The organism is Sorangium sp. So ce836 (assembly GCF_028553905.1).
In the GTDB taxonomy this organism is placed as follows: domain Bacteria; phylum Myxococcota_A; class Polyangia; order Polyangiales; family Polyangiaceae; genus Sorangium; species Sorangium cellulosum_D.
The window spans coordinates 1931772-1947149 of sequence record NZ_CP102233.1; the positions used below are offsets into that span (position 1 = coordinate 1931772).

At 70.5% G+C, this 15378-nt stretch carries 15 protein-coding genes; 8 read left to right on the forward strand and 7 right to left on the reverse strand.

The genetic code is table 11. The features are described 5' to 3' along the window. The first annotated feature begins 16 nt into the window (after positions 1–16). Positions 17–460, forward strand: a complete 444-nt coding sequence (locus NQZ70_RS07160) for a hypothetical protein (RefSeq protein ID WP_129573547.1) — start codon at positions 17–19, stop codon at positions 458–460. A gap of 35 nt (positions 461–495) precedes the next feature. On the opposite strand, the gene tnpB is transcribed toward NQZ70_RS07160, so the two are convergent. Further along, on the reverse strand, positions 496–672 hold the full coding sequence (tnpB, locus tag NQZ70_RS53280) for an IS66 family insertion sequence element accessory protein TnpB (protein WP_129573548.1): 177 nt from the start codon (positions 670–672) through the stop codon (positions 496–498). After that, positions 620–1003: an IS66 family insertion sequence element accessory protein TnpA gene (tnpA, locus tag NQZ70_RS07165; protein WP_129573549.1), complete on the reverse strand. Its 384-nt coding sequence runs from the start codon at positions 1001–1003 to the stop codon at positions 620–622. The genes tnpB and tnpA overlap by 53 nt, the downstream gene beginning before the upstream one ends. Positions 1004–1246: 243 nt before the next feature. On the opposite strand from tnpA, the gene NQZ70_RS07170 reads away from it, so the two are divergent. Both NQZ70_RS07170 and NQZ70_RS07175 read left to right on the forward strand, forming a co-directional pair. Then, positions 1247–1726, forward strand: a complete 480-nt coding sequence (locus NQZ70_RS07170) for a hypothetical protein (RefSeq protein ID WP_207217767.1) — start codon at positions 1247–1249, stop codon at positions 1724–1726. Next, complete coding sequence (locus tag NQZ70_RS07175; RefSeq protein WP_129573551.1) at positions 1726–2121, forward strand: hypothetical protein; 396 nt, start codon at positions 1726–1728, stop codon at positions 2119–2121. Before NQZ70_RS07170 ends, NQZ70_RS07175 begins: the two co-directional genes overlap by 1 nt. A 13-nt stretch (positions 2122–2134) precedes the next feature. Here the strand turns inward: NQZ70_RS07175 and NQZ70_RS07180 are convergent, their stop codons facing one another. From NQZ70_RS07180 to NQZ70_RS07190, 3 genes are all read right to left on the reverse strand, one after another. Further along, a complete protein-coding gene (locus NQZ70_RS07180) occupies positions 2135–2335 on the reverse strand; it encodes a hypothetical protein (RefSeq protein ID WP_165373829.1) in 201 nt (66 codons plus the stop codon). Between the two features lie 295 nt (positions 2336–2630). After that, complete coding sequence (locus NQZ70_RS07185; protein WP_129573552.1) at positions 2631–3095, reverse strand: SRPBCC family protein; 465 nt, start codon at positions 3093–3095, stop codon at positions 2631–2633. A 173-nt stretch (positions 3096–3268) separates the two neighbouring features. Further along, positions 3269–4570 carry a DUF2786 domain-containing protein gene (locus NQZ70_RS07190; protein ID WP_129573553.1) on the reverse strand — a complete coding sequence of 434 codons (1302 nt, stop codon included), beginning with the start codon at positions 4568–4570 and terminating at the stop codon, positions 3269–3271. A 156-nt stretch (positions 4571–4726) separates the two neighbouring features. On the opposite strand from NQZ70_RS07190, the gene NQZ70_RS07195 reads away from it, so the two are divergent. Together NQZ70_RS07195 and NQZ70_RS07200 are read left to right on the forward strand one after the other, a co-directional pair. After that, a complete protein-coding gene (locus tag NQZ70_RS07195; RefSeq protein ID WP_129573554.1) occupies positions 4727–6769 on the forward strand; it encodes a sulfatase-like hydrolase/transferase in 2043 nt (680 codons plus the stop codon). Between the two features lie 5 nt (positions 6770–6774). Further along, positions 6775–8727 carry a sulfatase-like hydrolase/transferase gene (locus NQZ70_RS07200; RefSeq protein ID WP_129573555.1) on the forward strand — a complete coding sequence of 651 codons (1953 nt, stop codon included), beginning with the start codon at positions 6775–6777 and terminating at the stop codon, positions 8725–8727. A gap of 166 nt (positions 8728–8893) precedes the next feature. Here NQZ70_RS07200 and NQZ70_RS07205 read toward each other — a convergent pair whose 3' ends face one another. Continuing rightward, positions 8894–9409: a DUF1993 family protein gene (locus NQZ70_RS07205; RefSeq protein ID WP_129573556.1), complete on the reverse strand. Its 516-nt coding sequence runs from the start codon at positions 9407–9409 to the stop codon at positions 8894–8896. Between the two features lie 198 nt (positions 9410–9607). Here NQZ70_RS07205 and NQZ70_RS07210 point away from each other — a divergent pair, with 198 nt between their 5' ends. Next, positions 9608–10201 (forward strand): Uma2 family endonuclease, encoded by a 594-nt coding sequence (locus NQZ70_RS07210; protein WP_165373830.1) that lies wholly within the window; start codon positions 9608–9610, stop codon positions 10199–10201. A gap of 66 nt (positions 10202–10267) precedes the next feature. On the opposite strand, the gene NQZ70_RS07215 is transcribed toward NQZ70_RS07210, so the two are convergent. After that, positions 10268–13339 (reverse strand): PEP/pyruvate-binding domain-containing protein, encoded by a 3072-nt coding sequence (locus tag NQZ70_RS07215; RefSeq protein WP_129573557.1) that lies wholly within the window; start codon positions 13337–13339, stop codon positions 10268–10270. Between the two features lie 247 nt (positions 13340–13586). Between NQZ70_RS07215 and NQZ70_RS07220 the strand changes: the two genes are divergently transcribed. Further along, on the forward strand, positions 13587–14564 hold the full coding sequence (locus tag NQZ70_RS07220; RefSeq protein ID WP_129573558.1) for a YegS/Rv2252/BmrU family lipid kinase: 978 nt from the start codon (positions 13587–13589) through the stop codon (positions 14562–14564). A gap of 175 nt (positions 14565–14739) precedes the next feature. Then, a complete protein-coding gene (locus tag NQZ70_RS07225; protein WP_129573559.1) occupies positions 14740–15366 on the forward strand; it encodes a hypothetical protein in 627 nt (208 codons plus the stop codon). The last annotated feature ends 12 nt before the right edge of the window (positions 15367–15378 follow it).

Below are 15378 nucleotides of genomic sequence, written 5' to 3' on the forward strand. Positions count from 1 at the left end.
CTTGATAGGTTGGAAAATGGATTCTAAGAATCGTGAATCAAACGTCAAGGCTATCGACGAGTTGGTTGTTCAAATGGAATGGCGCATCGTTCCGTTACGCAAGAGTCATGTACAGGCCATCATCGAAGAAGGATTCGATGCGTACTACAGCGCTCCTGCGGGCAAGGTGGCAACGGCGCTGCTGACGTTGGCTCGACTGGTCTTGGACGAGGCGACACCTGGACGCGCGAAAGATCCTGAGACACCTGGAGTCAGTGTGCCGGTTTGTCGCATTCTACCACTTGAGGATGCGATGAACCGTTGGGTCGATTGTGAAGAAGAGGGGAGGAAACGGCTATTTGTCATCTTGGACGCGATGGGCGACAAGGACCCTGCCGCTCGCGCAGCGCATGCAGTCCTGGTCTGGGCCGCGCAAACGTATGAGCTCGCAAGGAGAGCTGGCGCAAAAGCAAAGAGCTGATTGCGCCACTGCTTTACATCCCCCTCCCCGGGTGCTCAGAACGAGATGCGCACCTGGTCACCCTGCCGATTCCTAAACAGGAAAAGATGCCCGCAGAGCGGGTCGGCTCCGAAGCGCTGCGCGACCAGCGACGACAGGCCATCAAAGCTTTTCCTCAGGTCAGCCGGCTCCGCCGCGACGTAGACGCGCACCGACGGCGGCAGCGTCAGCACGGCGTCTCCTCGCTACCAGCGCCAGCACGCGCTCGAGCGTGGCGGGGTCGAAGCCCGGACGAACGCGGACCACCCGCCCGTTGGGCAGCGCGATCTCGATCGGCTCTGTCACCGCCGGCGATGCGCCGGCCACGACGTGCACCGACAGCAACCGCGGCGGCTCGGTCGTCGGCGGCGGCGAGGACTGCGAGGGGCCGTCGGCCCGCAGCTTCCAGCGCCACCAGTACAGCTGCTTCGGGTTGTACCCCTCGCGTCGCGCGAACTTCTCGGCGCTCAGCCCGCTCCGCTCCCATCGCTCCACCCGCTCGGCCCACTCCACCCTCGTCGCCATCGCTTCCTCCTTCGCGATGGGAACAGGTAGCCGGCGCCGCGCCGGCCATCACGATGGCGTTGGCTGGGCGGATACGCACCCGTTACGTGCATGTCGACCACCTCGGCTCGGTCGACGCGCTCACCGACGAGGACGGCGACGTGATCGAGCGGCGGAGCTACGACCCGTTCGGGCAGCGCAGAAACCCCATGTGGGCTGGCTATCGGGCAGATCGTGGGTGGGCTCGCCGTCACGATCGGGGGCTTGACGGGGGAGGTCTTCGGGGGCATCACGAGTGCAACCGGCATCGGCGCGGCGATCGGCGTGCCTGCGATTGCGGTGTCGACCGGGCTCATCGTCGGCGGGGTGAGCAACATCGCGGCGGGGCTCCAGGGGCTGTCGCAGGCGATGATGTCGCAAGGCAGCACAGGCCCGCAAGGCGCAGCGCCCGTTGGGGAGGAACCCACTACCCTCAAGCCAGGTCCGTTCGCAAAGGAGTCGATCCCCGCCCATCGAGGTCGGCCAACTGCCAGCGAGCAAAAGCAAGTTAACACGCTAATGGAAAGGCACGGCTGCCACACCTGTGGCACCAAGGAGCCTGGAACAAAGAGCGGGAATTCTATTGCCGATCGTCAGCCGCCACAGGCACTCGATGAGCCAAAGATATTTCTTCCACATTGCAACCATTGCAAGGCTCGCCAAGGCGGCGAAGTTCTGCGCGAATTGAGAAGAATGGAACAATAGTGAACACAACAACATGCTCCCCAACGCATCCCATCGTCTTCGTGTTTGATCCATCGAACAGCGACGTGGATGTGTCCGCATACGATCCAGGACAGGTAGTGTCCGCCAACGCCTCCTGCGTCTCAATTCGCACGATGGCCGATGTCGACGGCGACGTAACCTTGACGCTTGGAGCCGATCTCCCGCCCGGCATCACCACAGGCGGCATAGAAGTATTCCGTGGGACCATTGACACCCCTGGAGGAAAAGTGGCGCTAGTTACGTCCGAGGACCGAGTATTGCTTGAGATGATGGATAGTCGTCCGAGGGTGCCTGTTAGAGTGTTGGTAGATGACGAGATACACCCAGCGAGACTATGGGTTGAGCTCGTTGACAACGCTCCAAGCATTCCCTGATGCTCTCATCGATCTATGCGCTCGGGCGAGCGACCACGTGGGCGTACGACGCGCTCGGGCGACCGCGCTCGCGCGTGGACCGGGACGGCGCCCAGCGCGTGACGACCACGTGGACCTGGGACACCGCGGCGCACGGGATCGGGAAGCTCCACGCGCTCGCGAGCCCCGACGGGGAGAAGACGTACGCGTACACCGATCGCGGCCAGCTCGACACGCTCTCGCTCCGCATCGACGGCGAGCGCGCTCCCCTGGAGGCGAAGCTGCGCTACGACGAGCTCGGCCGCGTCGAGGCGATCACGTATCCGTCGCCGGTCGGCGCGGCGCCGTTCGCCGTGACCTACGACCACGACGCGCATGGATATGGGATCGCCGTGCCGCGACAGCTCCACCGGCGGCGACCATCGTTCCATCCGTGCACCTCCGGACGCGGACGAGATCATGGGCGGGCGAGACCGTCGAGCCTTCCATCGAAGCGCCCGGAATTACCACAAATCGACCTGAACGGTGCTCTAGCTCGCCCGCCGCCGCTCCAGGTGCGTCTTCATCGCCTTGAGATCCCCGTGCACGGCCTTCTTGAAGCTGCCGATGAACAGCCGCCCGAGCGTCTCCATGAACCACCCCATCCCGGCGATCTCGCCATCCATCCGGAGCAGCGTCCCGGCGCCCTGGGGCTCGAAGACGTAGCGAAAGCGGTATTCCCCGCGCCCCGTCGTGCCCTTCTTCCCGTCGACGAAGAGGTCCAGGCTCTTGCCGGGCTCCGCCGCCGTGACCTCGAACAGCTCGGTCGACTCCTTGCCGAACATCTTGCGGGTCTCTCGCCACATCGTGCCCTTGCCGGGGACGTCGCCCGTGAGCTTCTCCACCCGCACGAAATTCGGCATCCAGTCGCCGAAGGAGTCGATGTCGGTCGCGAGCCGGAAGACGTCCTCGGGGGACGCATCGAATCGCTCTTCAATGGTGAACCGGAGCGGCATCTCGTTCTTCTCCTAGGTTGGCCCGCACACCGGGCCATCGTGCCGGAACCGCTCCATCCCCGTCAACGCGCCCGTCGAGCGCGCATCGCCGTCCCGATGCGGGCCGCGCGCCGTCGTCCGACGTCCGCCCCGGGCCGCGCGCGGCCCGGGGCGGACGTCGGCGACCGCGGCGCTCAGCCCTTCTTGCCCGGCGGCAGCAGCATGCCCCGCTCGCCGGTCGCCCCCTGCATCGGGCGGCGCAGCACGATCTTCCGTCCCGCCTCGCGCCCGTGCGCGTGCGCCGCCGTCCGCTGGTTGCCCGCGTGACGCAGGTGCTGCACGTGCGGGTGGCGCGTCCGGTAGTAGCCGTCCAGGTCGGCGTCCCTCACCCAGACGAGCCCCTGCTCCGCGGACGCCTTCCGCTCCGTGTTCAGCTTCTCGAGGAACCCCAGCATCACGCCGGCCTGGTAGGTCCGACGGTCCTTGTTGCCCTTCACGCCGTGCGTCCGCTTGTGCTCGTTCCACAGCTGCTCGGCCGTGTGGTGCAGGAACGCGTGCACGTAGGCCGCCATCTCGAGGTTCGCCGGCGTCCCGCAGATCTCGAGCACGCTGCCCCGCTTGCCCTCGAGCGGCGCGTAGACCGGCACCCAGATCGCCTCGACGAAGAAATGCTTCCCGAGGATCCCCCCGACGATCCGCTCGCTCTCGCCCACGCGCCCGCTCGGCGCGCCGAGGTGGCGGAAGCCGTACTGCCGCGCGGCGCGCGCCTTCGCGACGTCGAGGTTGTACTTCAGCATCAGCCGCTGCGCGGCGCTCATCGCCGCCTGCGCCTCGTTCGCGTTCGGGCTGTCGGCGAGCGCGAGCAGCCGCGCGATGCGATCGAGGATCCGGGCGTCCGCGCTGTCCACGCTCCCGTCGCCGCGCGCCGCCCCGCCCGCCTCCGCCGAGGGCATCCCGGACGCCGTCGCGTCGATGCCGAGGCGCTCGCACACCTCGCGGAACGCCGGCCCGTGCGCCGCCTCGTCCGTGACGCCAAGCACCTCGTGCACGTACTGGTGCGCCATCTCGTGCTTGAGCACCTCGATCACGACCCCCCACGGCTGCGTCAGCACGAGCGGCCGCGAGATCTCGATCGCGCGCGCCTCGGAGATCCAGCGCCCGAGCCGGCTCGCGGCGTCGGACAGCTCGATCGATGCCGAGCGCAGCTTCCGCCGGAAATGCGTGTAGTTGAGGCTCTGGTACGCCGCCATCAGCTCGCGCACGAGCGCCGCCTCCAGCTCGGCGCTGAGCCTCGCCGCCGTCTGGCGCGGCGGCTCGGGCGCCGGCGCGCCGGGGGACGGCCGCGGCTCGGGCGGCGCGCCGGCTGCGAGGGACGAGGACGGTTCGGCCGGCGGCGCGCCGGCTGGGGAAGACGAGGACGGTTCGGCCGGCGGCGCGGCGGCCTCTCGGGCCTGCTGAGCGCCGCGCAACCCGTTCAGGAAGAGCTGCTCCGCCATGTCGGACGCCTCTCATGGCACGCCCCGGGCGGCTGTCGAAGGGTTTCTCCGCCCGCGCGCCCCCTCCGGCCGGCCGGGCCCGTCATCGCGCCGCCACCAGCCCGCCGCAGAAACGTTCCCGACATGCCACGTCCTCGCTAAACTCGCGCGCGTCCCGTGCACCCGTTCAAGACGTTGAACGATCCCCCGGCGCCCGATGCCGACGCCGCCAGCCGCTCGTCCCGCGGCCTCGCCCGCGATCTCGGCCCGGATCGCGCGGCGGCGCGCGCGCGGCTGCGCTCCCTCGCGCGCGCCCGGCGCCGCTACGGCCGCCTGTTCCTCGCGCTCCCGCTGCTCCTCGTGGTGCTCGCGGACGTCCGCATCCGCGGCGATCGCCTGCTCGACCTGAGCGCCAAGCACGCGGCGAGCTACCTCGGCGCGATGGTCGAGAGCGCCGCGCTCTGGGGGCTCCTGCTCTTCGCGGCCTCGTCGCGGCGCGGCGCGTCGCGGTGGATCGCGGCCCTGCTCTTCGTGACGCTCGCGACGCTCTCGCTCGGCGGCCAGCTCTATTTCCACCGCCAGTACGCCACGTACCTCAACCTCGACGCCACGCTCTTCGGGACGTCGCTCTCCGCGAGCCTCTTCGGCCAGCTCCGGGCCGACGGGGAGAACTTCCTCCGCTCGGTCCTCCCGCCGCTCCTGCTCGCGGTCGCGCTCGTCTGGCTCGGCCGGCGCATCGTGCGCCCCGGCCGCACGGCGTGGGCCCGTGCCGCGCGCCTCGCCGCGCCCGCGGGCGTGGTGGCCGCCTTCGTGCTGCCCTGCTCCTACCGCACGGTGCAGGCGTCCACGCCCGACGTCATCTACTTCCACGCGATCGGCGGCCTCATCAAGGAGCTCGTCGGCGTCCAGACCACGGCGCAGGTGCGCCCCGGCCTCCGCACGCCGCCCGCGCTGCCGCCGCTGACCCCGAAGCCCGGCCCGCGGCGCAACGTCCTCTTCATCCTGACCGAGAGCGTGCGCGCCGACGCCGCGTGCTCGGCGCCCGCGCCCGCCGGCGCGGCGCCCTCCGGGTGCCCCGGCACGCCGCGCATCGACGCGGCGGTGCCCGGCCGGCTCCCGCTCACGCAGATGCGCTCGAACGCCTCGACCACGGCGATCGGGCTCGCGGTGCTCTGGTCCGGCCTCCAGCCGATCGCCACGCGCGAGGAGCTCCACACCGCGCCGCTCGTCTTCGATTACGCGGACGCCGCCGGCTTCGACGGCGCCTACTGGACGAGCCACCACATGATGTTCGCCAACTCGCGCCTCTACGTGCAGGACCTGCCGGTCTCGCACCAGTGCGGCGCGACCGAGCTCGATCCGCTCGCCGACATCGATCTCGGGGCCGACGACCGGCTGCTGTCGGCGCACGTGCGGTCCGAGCTGCCCTCGCTGCGCGAGCCGTTCCTCGCGGTCGCCCACTTCGGCAACACCCACGTCCCGTACCTGGTCGACCCGGAGGACGCGCCGTTCCAGCCCGCCCTCGAGAGCAAGGCGCCGGACGACAACGAGGCGTACCGCAACTTCTACAGGAACGCGGTCTACCGGCAGGACGCGGCGATCGCCGAGCTCATCGACTTCGTCCGGCGCTCTCCGGTCGGCGAGCGCACGGTGATCGTCTTCACCTCGGATCACGGCGAGGCGTTCCGCGAGCACGGCCAGCTCGGTCACACCGGCTCCATCCTCGAGGAGGAGATCCGGGTGCCCGGCTGGATCGACGCGCCGCCGGGCACGCTGACGGCCGCCGAGGAGTCCGCGCTGCGCGCCGCGCGGGACGAGCTCGTGTTCCACACGGACGTGGCGCCGACGTTGCTCGACCTCATGGGCCTGTGGGAAGAGCCGGCGCTCGCGGGCTACCGGGCGGCGATGGTCGGCCGCAGCCTGCTCCGGCCGTCGCCGGGGCCGGCGACGCTGGCGCTCACGAACTGCACCGGGATCTGGGGCTGCGCGTTCAAGAACTGGGGGATGATGCGCGGCAACATGAAGCTCGAATCCCGCGCCTGGGACACCGCCTGGCACTGCTACGACGTGCTCGCCGACCCCCGCGAGCAGCACGACCTCGGGCCCGCCGCCTGCGGCGACCTGCCCCGGCTCGCCGACGCGATCTACGGCGGCCCTGCCGGCAGCGTCGACGCCCCGGCCCACCTCCGCGACCTCGCGGCGGCGCCTCGCCGCGACTGATCCGGATGGCGCAGGACCTCGATCGACAGGGCGCCGCGGCCGCCGCTCGCCCGCGCGCCGCGCGCCGGGCGGCGCGCCGTCGGCGCCGCTTCCTCGGCCTCGCCGTGCTCGCGTCGCCGGCGCTCTGGCTCCTCGTCGTCGACGTGCTGCGGCGGGGCCGCCACATGGCCACGTTCGATCGGCTCCACGCCGCGGGGTACGCCGCGACCGTCGCCGTGTCGCTGGGGTTCTGGGGCGTCCTGCTCTACGTCGCCTCGGGCCGCCGCGGCGCCCTGCGCGGCGTGACGGGCGGCCTGTTCGTCGCGCTCTTCACGCTCGCGTGCGGCGTCCAGGGCGGCTTCCACGCCCTCTACAACATCTACTGCTCGATCGACTCGCAGATCCACTCCCAGTCGATCCCCTGGTCGGTCGTGGGCACGCTCCCGCTCGGGCACCCGCGCGTGATCGTCCACTTCGCCGTCGCGCTCGGGCTCGCCCTCGCGGCGCTCCGGCTCTCCCGCCGGCTCGTGCGCCCGCGGCGCCTCCGGCGGCGCGTCGCCGCGGCGCTCGTGCCGCTCGCGCTGATCGGCGTGACGAGGATCCCGGTGAGCTACCGGGTGATCCAGTCGTCGTCGGCCGACATGATCTACTTCCACGGCATCACCGCCGTGGTCAAAGAGCACCTCGGCATCACCGACGACTCGCCGGATCTGCGGGTGCAGCGCCGCGACCCGGCGCGCGTGCCGCCGCTCGCCGCGCGGCCTGCGCGGCCGCGGAACGTCGTGCTCATCCTGCAGGAGAGCCAGCGTGCGGACGTGACGTGCGTCGAGCACGACCCGGACTGCGAGCTGGCGACGCCGTTCTCCAACGCCGCCGCGCCGGCGCGCATGCCGCTCTTGCAGATGCGGGCCCACGACTCGACGACGGCCATCTCCATCTCGAACATCTGGTCCGGCGTCTCCCCGACGGAGAGCCTCGCGGTGCTCGGCTCGGCCCCGCTGCTCTGGGATTATGCCCACGCGGCCGGGTGGGACACGGCGTACTGGACGAGCCAGAACCTCATGTTCGGCAACGCCCGGCTCTACGTGCAGGACATCCCGGTCTCGCACCGGGTCGTCGCGACCCAGCTCGATCCGGGCGCCGACCTCGATTACGGCGCCTATGATCGGCAGCTCACGGATCGCGTGATCGAGGAGTGGGGCGAGCTCGTCGAGCCGTTCTTCGCGGTCGTGCATTACTCGAACATCCATTTCCCGTACGTGAGCGATCCGCTCCATGCGCCCTTTCAGCCCAGCGAGCTGAACAAGGCGCCCGAGAAGAACGAGCATTTCAAGAACTACTATCGCAACGTCGTTTACCTGTCGGACATGGCGGTGGGCCGGCTCATCGAGCACATCCGGGGGACGCCGAGCGGCGAGCGCACGGTGATCGTGTACACCTCGGATCATGGCGAGTCGTTCCGGGAGCACTGGCAGCTCGGTCACACGAGCTCGCTGTGGGACGAGGAGATCCTCGTCCCCGCGTGGATCGACGCGCCGGAGGGGACGCTGGCCCCGGAGGAGCGGGCGAGCATCGCGGGCGCGCGGGACGAGTTCGTGTGGCACCTCGATCTCGCGCCGACGTTCCTCGATCTGATGGGCCTCTGGGACGAGCCGCGGCTCGCGCCGTTCCGCGGCCGGATGATGGGGCACCCTTTGACGCGGCCGGAGCGCACGGTGGCGCCGGTGCCGCTCACGAACTGCACGTGGGTGTGGGGGTGTTCCTTCCGCAACTGGGGGATGATGCAGGGGCCGCTGAAGATCGAGGCGCGCGAGTGGGACGGCGAGTTCCACTGCTTCAACGTGCTGGAGGATCCGCTCGAGCTGACCAACCTGGGGGAGCAGGCGTGCGCGCCGCTGCCCGATCTCGGGCGCGCGCTCTTCCACGAGATGCCGAACGTGACGCCGCCGGGGAGGCCGAAGGTCGACTGGGGCGGTTGAGCCTGTCGGGTCGGCCCGGGATGGAGTGCCTGACCCGCTCCAGGAAGGCGAAGCGGCGGCTCGCGCCTGGGCTCCTCCGGGGTTCGTGGGCCTGCGCGTCGCTCCACCGCCGCTCCGAGGGAAGGGCAGGCGCCGCGGGCTGGTGGGGCGAGGGACGCCGCCGCGGTTACAGGTCGCGGAGGTCGAGCGATCCGATGAAGTCGCCCTTGCCGACGTCGATCCCGTTGTGCCGCAGGATCGAGTACGCCGTCGTGGCGTGGAAGTAGAAGTTGGGCAGCGCGAACTGGAACACGAAGTCCGCCGCCTTCATGCCCTTGCCCGGCAGGAAGAACAGCGGGATCGTGCGCTCTTCCGCGCCCTTCAGCTGCTCCGGCTTCAGCGCCTTCAGCTGCTCGAGCGCTGTCCCGATGCGCGCGCGCAGATCCGCGATCGTCTCCTCCTCGGCGTTCTCGCGCGCCGGCGCCTCCGCGCCGGTGAGGAGCGCGGCCAGCCGCACCGGCCAGTGAGCGACGGTCTGGATCTGACGCCGGAGGTTCCACTGGTCGGGCGCGAGGCGCGCGGTGAGGAGGTCCTCCGGGTTGAACTTCTTCTGCTCGGCGTACGCCTGCGCCTTGTCGAGCCAGACCAGCACCTGTCCGAGCATGCGAGCCATCTGCGGGAACGAGCTTTCGTAAAGGCTCATGATCTTCTCCTCGTCGACGGTAAGAACCAGGGCCTCTGGTTCATCCGCAGCCTCCGCGCGTCAACCCCCGCGCGCGCCGGCCCCGGTCCACGGCGCGCCGCGGCCCGGAGCAGCGGTCGATCTAGATCATAAGTTATTGAAATTGCTTGAAAATCCGAAGGAGCGCGACCCCTCGCCGGGAGGCGCTATGCTCGACGGGTGCCCACCGCTGCGCAAAAGCCACACCCCGCCACCGTGGCGGATCTCCTCGCCATCCACGAGGAGCAGCGCTTCCACGAGATCGTCGACGGCGAGCTCATGCAGAAGGCCGTGCCTTCGTTCGAGCACGGCGACGCGCAGTCCGCCATCGTCGCGCACGTGAAGATCCCCTTCCAGCGGCGCCCCGGCGGCCGCTGGCCCGGAGGATGGTGGTTCGCCACCGAGGTCGAGGTCGAGCTCGCGCCGGACCAGGTGTACCGGCCCGACGTCGTCGGGTGGCGCCGCGAGCGCGCGCCGGAGCGCCCCAGCGGGAGCCCCGTCCGGCTCCGGCCCGACTGGGTCTGCGAGGTGCTCTCCCCGGACAACGCGCGAAACGACACGGTCAAGAAGATGCGTGTCTACCAGCGTTGCCAGCTGCCACATTACTGGATCGTCGATCCCAGGGAGGAGACGATGACCGTGTACCGGTGGACGCCCGAGGGATACCTCGTGGCGCTCCGCGCGGAGCGGGGCGAGCGCGTCAGGGCCGAGCCGTTCGACGCCATCGAGCTCCAGGTGGGCGTGCTCTTCGGGGACGAGCGCGACGACGACTGACGGCCGCGGCGGAGCCCCGGGCGGCCGCGCGGCGCGCCGGGGCGCCGCGGACCGCCCGCGAGGCGCTCAGTCGATCTGGGTGAACTCGCCCGCCGCGTCGGCGGTCCACACCTGCGGAGGCATCCCCTCGATATCCGAGGTGCGGACGTAGATCCACCGGATGCCCTTGTCCTCCAGCTCGGCGAGGAGCGCCGGGTCCAGGCCGGGCTCGAGCCGGGGCTCGAAGAGGAAATCCTCCGAGAAGTTGTGGTGCGCCGGGCGGTACGTCTGCGCGTGGTAGCCCTTGAGCACGATCGGGCCGCTCGTCAGCCCCGTGATGCGCGTCTCCACCCACTTGTGGAGAGGCGCCGTGTACCCGGCCGTCGGGCCCTTGGGGTAAGGCGGCCAGTAAAACGAGGTCTCCACCTGGACGCCGGACGACGCCGACGAGAGCGAGCGCTCCTGGAGCAGCGCGCCCTCCACGGGCGGACCCTCCGGAGGGCAGGCGCCGAGCCGCACCGCCTCCGCCGACACGCTGAGCGGCGTGCCGTCCCAGTCGCGCGACCACACCGGCGTGGCGTACTCGGCGCGGAGCTCGAGCCCGAAGTCGCGCAGCGCGACGAGCGGGCCCACCGACGGCGGCAGCAGCTCGGGCACGGCCGAGGTGACGAGCGCGAAGGTGACCGCCCCCGCCCCGTCGCCGTCCACGAACGCGTCCGTGGCCGTCTGGTCGGCGTACGTGTGCGTCGCGCCCGGCCACGCCGCCGGGCTCCCCGTCAGCGTCGCCACCGATCCGGAAGAGAGGTAGTCGAGCGTCGCGTCCTCGAAGAAGGTCGCGCCGAGGGCCTCCGGCGTGAGGAACGCGCTCTTCGTCGAGAGGCGCGCGCGCACCTTGAGCCGGTGGTTCGCGAACACGTCGCCGAACTCGCCCTGGAAGGTGCAGAGCTCCCGCGGCTCGGAGAGCAGGAACGGCGTGAGGGTCGGCGTCGTGCTCGGGACCGAGACCTCGCGCACCTGCTTCACCACGAGCTTCCCGGGCTTCATCTTCTTGAACTCGTAGTCGAGCAGGAACGCCGTCTTGCTCGGGTGCACCTCCCGGAACCTCTCCTCGACCCGGCCGAGCAGGGAGGCGAGCGCGCGGTAGTCGTCCTCCCACTGCATCACGTGATCGCCGAGCGGGACCAGCGTCGAGCCGGCGCGGAGCTGCACGTAGGTCTCGCCGAAATCGCTGTTCACGGTCACGACCTCCGGCAGCGCTCCCCCTTCCGGGTTGGTGACGGACGTCGCCCCGAGCTGCGTCACGATCTTGATCTCGTCCGAGGGCGGGATTCCGCGCGAGAGCGTGGCGACGCCGTTCGCCATCTCGTCCTCGTCAGGATAGGAGTAGTGGACGAGGACGCCCATGCCGACCTCGGCCTCGTCCACGCCGTAGAGGAGCCGGGCGAGGAAGGCGTTGTCGTTGTAGAAGCTCGCGTACACCTTCCGGATCGCGCGGAACACGCCGCGCTCCGCGTCCTCGCCGGCCTCGCAGTGGCTCGGCCCCACCTCGTCGGCGTCCTGGTCGTCGGCCAGGCAGCCGCTGTAGCTGTCGTAGAGGCCCGCGCCCGTGAAGACGGCGCTGTCCTCCACGTTGGTCGAGCTCCGGAACCGGATCTTCCTCGTGGGCGAGAAGTCCGCGATCGCCGCCTCGATCGCCTGCCGCTGCCCCGCGGAGAAGGCGGTGTCCTTGGCGATCCGATCGCGGATCGCCGCGAGATCGACCTTGAGCGCCCGCATGTCGGGCGGATACGTGTAGCCGCCGAGGCGCTCCGCGATCTCGGCGCGCAGCGTGCTGCCGCCGGGCATGACCTGGTCGAGGAAATCGTCCCAGAGATCGAACGACAGCGCGACCGCGACATCGGAGCTCTCGGGGATGGCGTCCCGCAAGAGGCCGAAGTTCGCGGCCTTGCCGCCGAAGTGGACGATGTCCGCGGGGCCGAGATCCTCGGTGGAGCCCGAATAGGCCCCGAGCGGCTCCTTGGGCTGGAGCCCGAGATCGCCCGGCCGCTTCAGCGAGAGGAGCTGCTCCCGGTCCGCCGGCGCGAGCTTGCCTTCGGCGTCGAAGAGGGCGGCCCGGCACACGACCCCCCACTCCAGCGAGGCGCGCAGCGCGACCTCCTTGCCGTCGAGCGCCTTCGCCTGCTCCGCCGTGGCCGGGTCGCCGACGTACACGAACGGGATGCCGAACGACGTCGCCAGGAGCGCGGTGTGCGCGTTCGGGGTCGACGGCGACAGCGAGACGATGCCCGCCACATAAGGCACCTCCGCGGGCACGGAGTCGGTGAGGAGGATGTCCTCGGCCCGGAGATCGCCGCTCGCGTAGGCCGCGTCGATCATGTCCGGGGGCACATAGCGGAGCCGGCCTATGGCCCAGCCGGTCGAGTAGCACGCGTCGCCGTTCAACCATCGCTCGACCGAGCTCACGGGGAACCCGCTCTCCGCGAAGAACGCGCTGTTCGCCGCGGCCGACTCGGTCTGCTCGTAGGTCGGGAAATAGAAGGGCTTCGTCCCCTCGGGCGCGACGATGCTGTCCTTCACGAGGTTCAGGACGACGCGCGCCATCTCGGGATCGTAGGCGTCCTGGCGGACCAGCTGGATGCCGTACTCCGGCTCGGTGGTCGCGAAGGGCGAGATGAGCACCGCGCCGAGGATGGCCTTCTGTCCCTCCTCGTGGAGCGAGACCTGGTCGAACTCGTCCAGCGTCATGCCGACGAACGGGTCGAGCCGCTCGGTGTCGAACTCGGCGTGGAACGGGTACTCGTTGCTGTTCTGGTAATAGACCTTGGTGGGGTCGTGCATCAGCACGGTGAACTTCACCCAGGTCGGCCCGTCGTACGACGAGTACGCCGCGAAGAGGTCGAAGGGGAGCTCGATCTGGTTCTTCCAGAACTCGGACGGGGTGATGTCGATCGGGTAGGTCTCGACGGGCCATTCGTAGCCGTCGCCTCCACCCTCGCCGCCGTCGCCGCCGTCACCGCCACCCTCGCCGCCCGTACCACCTGCTCCGCCGGTGGCGTCTCCGCCGCCCGCGGCGCCGCTGCCCCCCGAGCCCCCCGCGGAGCCGTCGCCGCACGCGGTGAGCGTCCCTGCGCCGAGCAGCGCGAGCGCGAGGGAAGCCATTCGACCGAATCGTTGAAACCTCATGGGTGACGCCGATGTACAATCGCCGTGCCATCGTCCTGCAGAGAGCACCTTCGCGCTGGGCGGCGGGGCGTTGCTGTCGCGAGCATGGCGCACGCAGGCACAACCGCCGGGAGCGCGCCCGAGCGGGCGAGCGGCGCGCGCGACGGCGCCGCCGCGGCGGCGCGCGGGCTCCATGGCGAATTTTCTTGGGGTTTCAACCGCTTCGGCGTTCTAGGATACGGCGATGACCGAGCGGAGAGCGGCGCTGATCTTCAACCCTGCTGCAGGCCACGCCGGGGATGCGGTCGAGTCGCTTCCTTCGCGGCTCCAGCGCGAGTTCGCGCTGAGCGTCTACGAGACGAGCGAGGATCGCAGCGCCGCCGCGTGCGCCGACGCGGCGCGCCGCGAGGGCGCCCCCCTGGTCATCGCGGCGGGCGGCGACGGGACGATCTCGAGCGTCGCGTCCGCGCTCCTCGGCACGGACACGTGCCTGGGCATCCTGCCGCTCGGCACGGCGAACTCGATCGCGCTCACGCTGGGCATCCCGGCCGACCTGGAGGGGGCCATCGAGGTCCTCGTCCGCGGCGAGCCGACGCGCATCGACGCCGCCCGCGCGAACGGGCGGACCATGATCCTGCTGTCGGCGGTCGGGCTCCACGCCGACACCGTGGGTGAGACCCCGCAGGACGCCAAGCAGCGCTGGGGGGTGCTCGCGTACATCGGCACCGGGCTGAAGAAGCTGATGAGCCTGGAGCCGTTCGGGGTGGAGATCGTGACGGACGACCAGCGGATCCACTGCCGGGCGGTGGCGGTGACGGTCGCGAACATGGCGCCTGCGCGCACGGTGCTGGCGCAGGGGCCGCCGGTCGTGTCGCCGGAAGACGGGCGGCTCGACGTCACCATCGTGTCGGCGACGACGCTGGTCGAGGCGGTCGCGACGGGCCTGCACCTCCTGAGGACCGCGATCGACGGCGAGCCGGCCGAGCGCGACAACATCGGGTTCCTCGCCGCCCGGCGGGTCCTCATCAGCACCGATCCGCCGCAGCGCGTGCTCATCGACGGCGAGGAGGTCGGGACCACGCCCCTCGCGGTCGAGTGCCTCCCGCGCGCGCTGACGGTCATGGCGGCCCGCCGCGAGGAGGTCCCCGCGCCGCCGCCCGCCGCCGAGGTCGAGGTGAAGCTGGAAGGGCTGCCCGAGCTCGAGGTCGAGCCCAAGGCCTGAGGCGGCCGCGGCGGCCCGCGCGGCGGCCGTCGCGACGCGCGCGCCCGCCGCGGCGGCGACAGCAGCATTGTGACGCCGAACACGAGGGGGAAGCGACAGCGGCCCTGCGTAAGGAAAGGTGGTTTCGCCGGTGGGGCGGAGCTTGATCCTGATTCCTTCAAGGGAGCTTGGAAGCATGCGATCGACGTTCTGGGCAGGTGTGGTGGGGGTGTGCCTGGCCTGTGGTCTCTCGGGCCTCGGCTGCGGGGATGACGGGGCTCCGGCGCCGGAGGAAGCGACGGGCGGCGAGCGGACCGGCGAGGCCTCGTGCACGGGGCTCGACCCGTCGGCGGTGGTCGATGAGCTCACGCCCGCGGAGGCCGAGCAGGCGTGCAAGGGATACCGCACGTGCGAGGCCGACCGGCTGGACATCAACTATTTTTGCCGCATGTTCGGCGTGCTGGGCGCGAAGTTCGGGGACAATCCCGGGACCGACGACGCCGGGGTGCGAGCGAGGTGCGCCGAGCACTACGAGAGCTGCATGGCCGACCCGGAGCAGGCGGCGCAGATCGAGCAGTTCCTCGCAGAGCTGCAGGAGCGACCCTGTGTGCAGCCCACGCAGTGCACGGCGACCATCGCGGAGCTCGACGCGTGCGCCGCCGCGACGAGAGCGTACTCTCTCGACGTGCTCCCCGAGTGCGGCGCGCTCACCGTGGCGTGGTACGACCAGGAACGGGACACCGAGGCGGTCATGGAGGCCTGCGGCAAGCTCAGCACCGGCTGCATGGCGCTCTTCGCGCTGCCGGAACCGGAAGAGGAGTGACCCGCAGCGCGA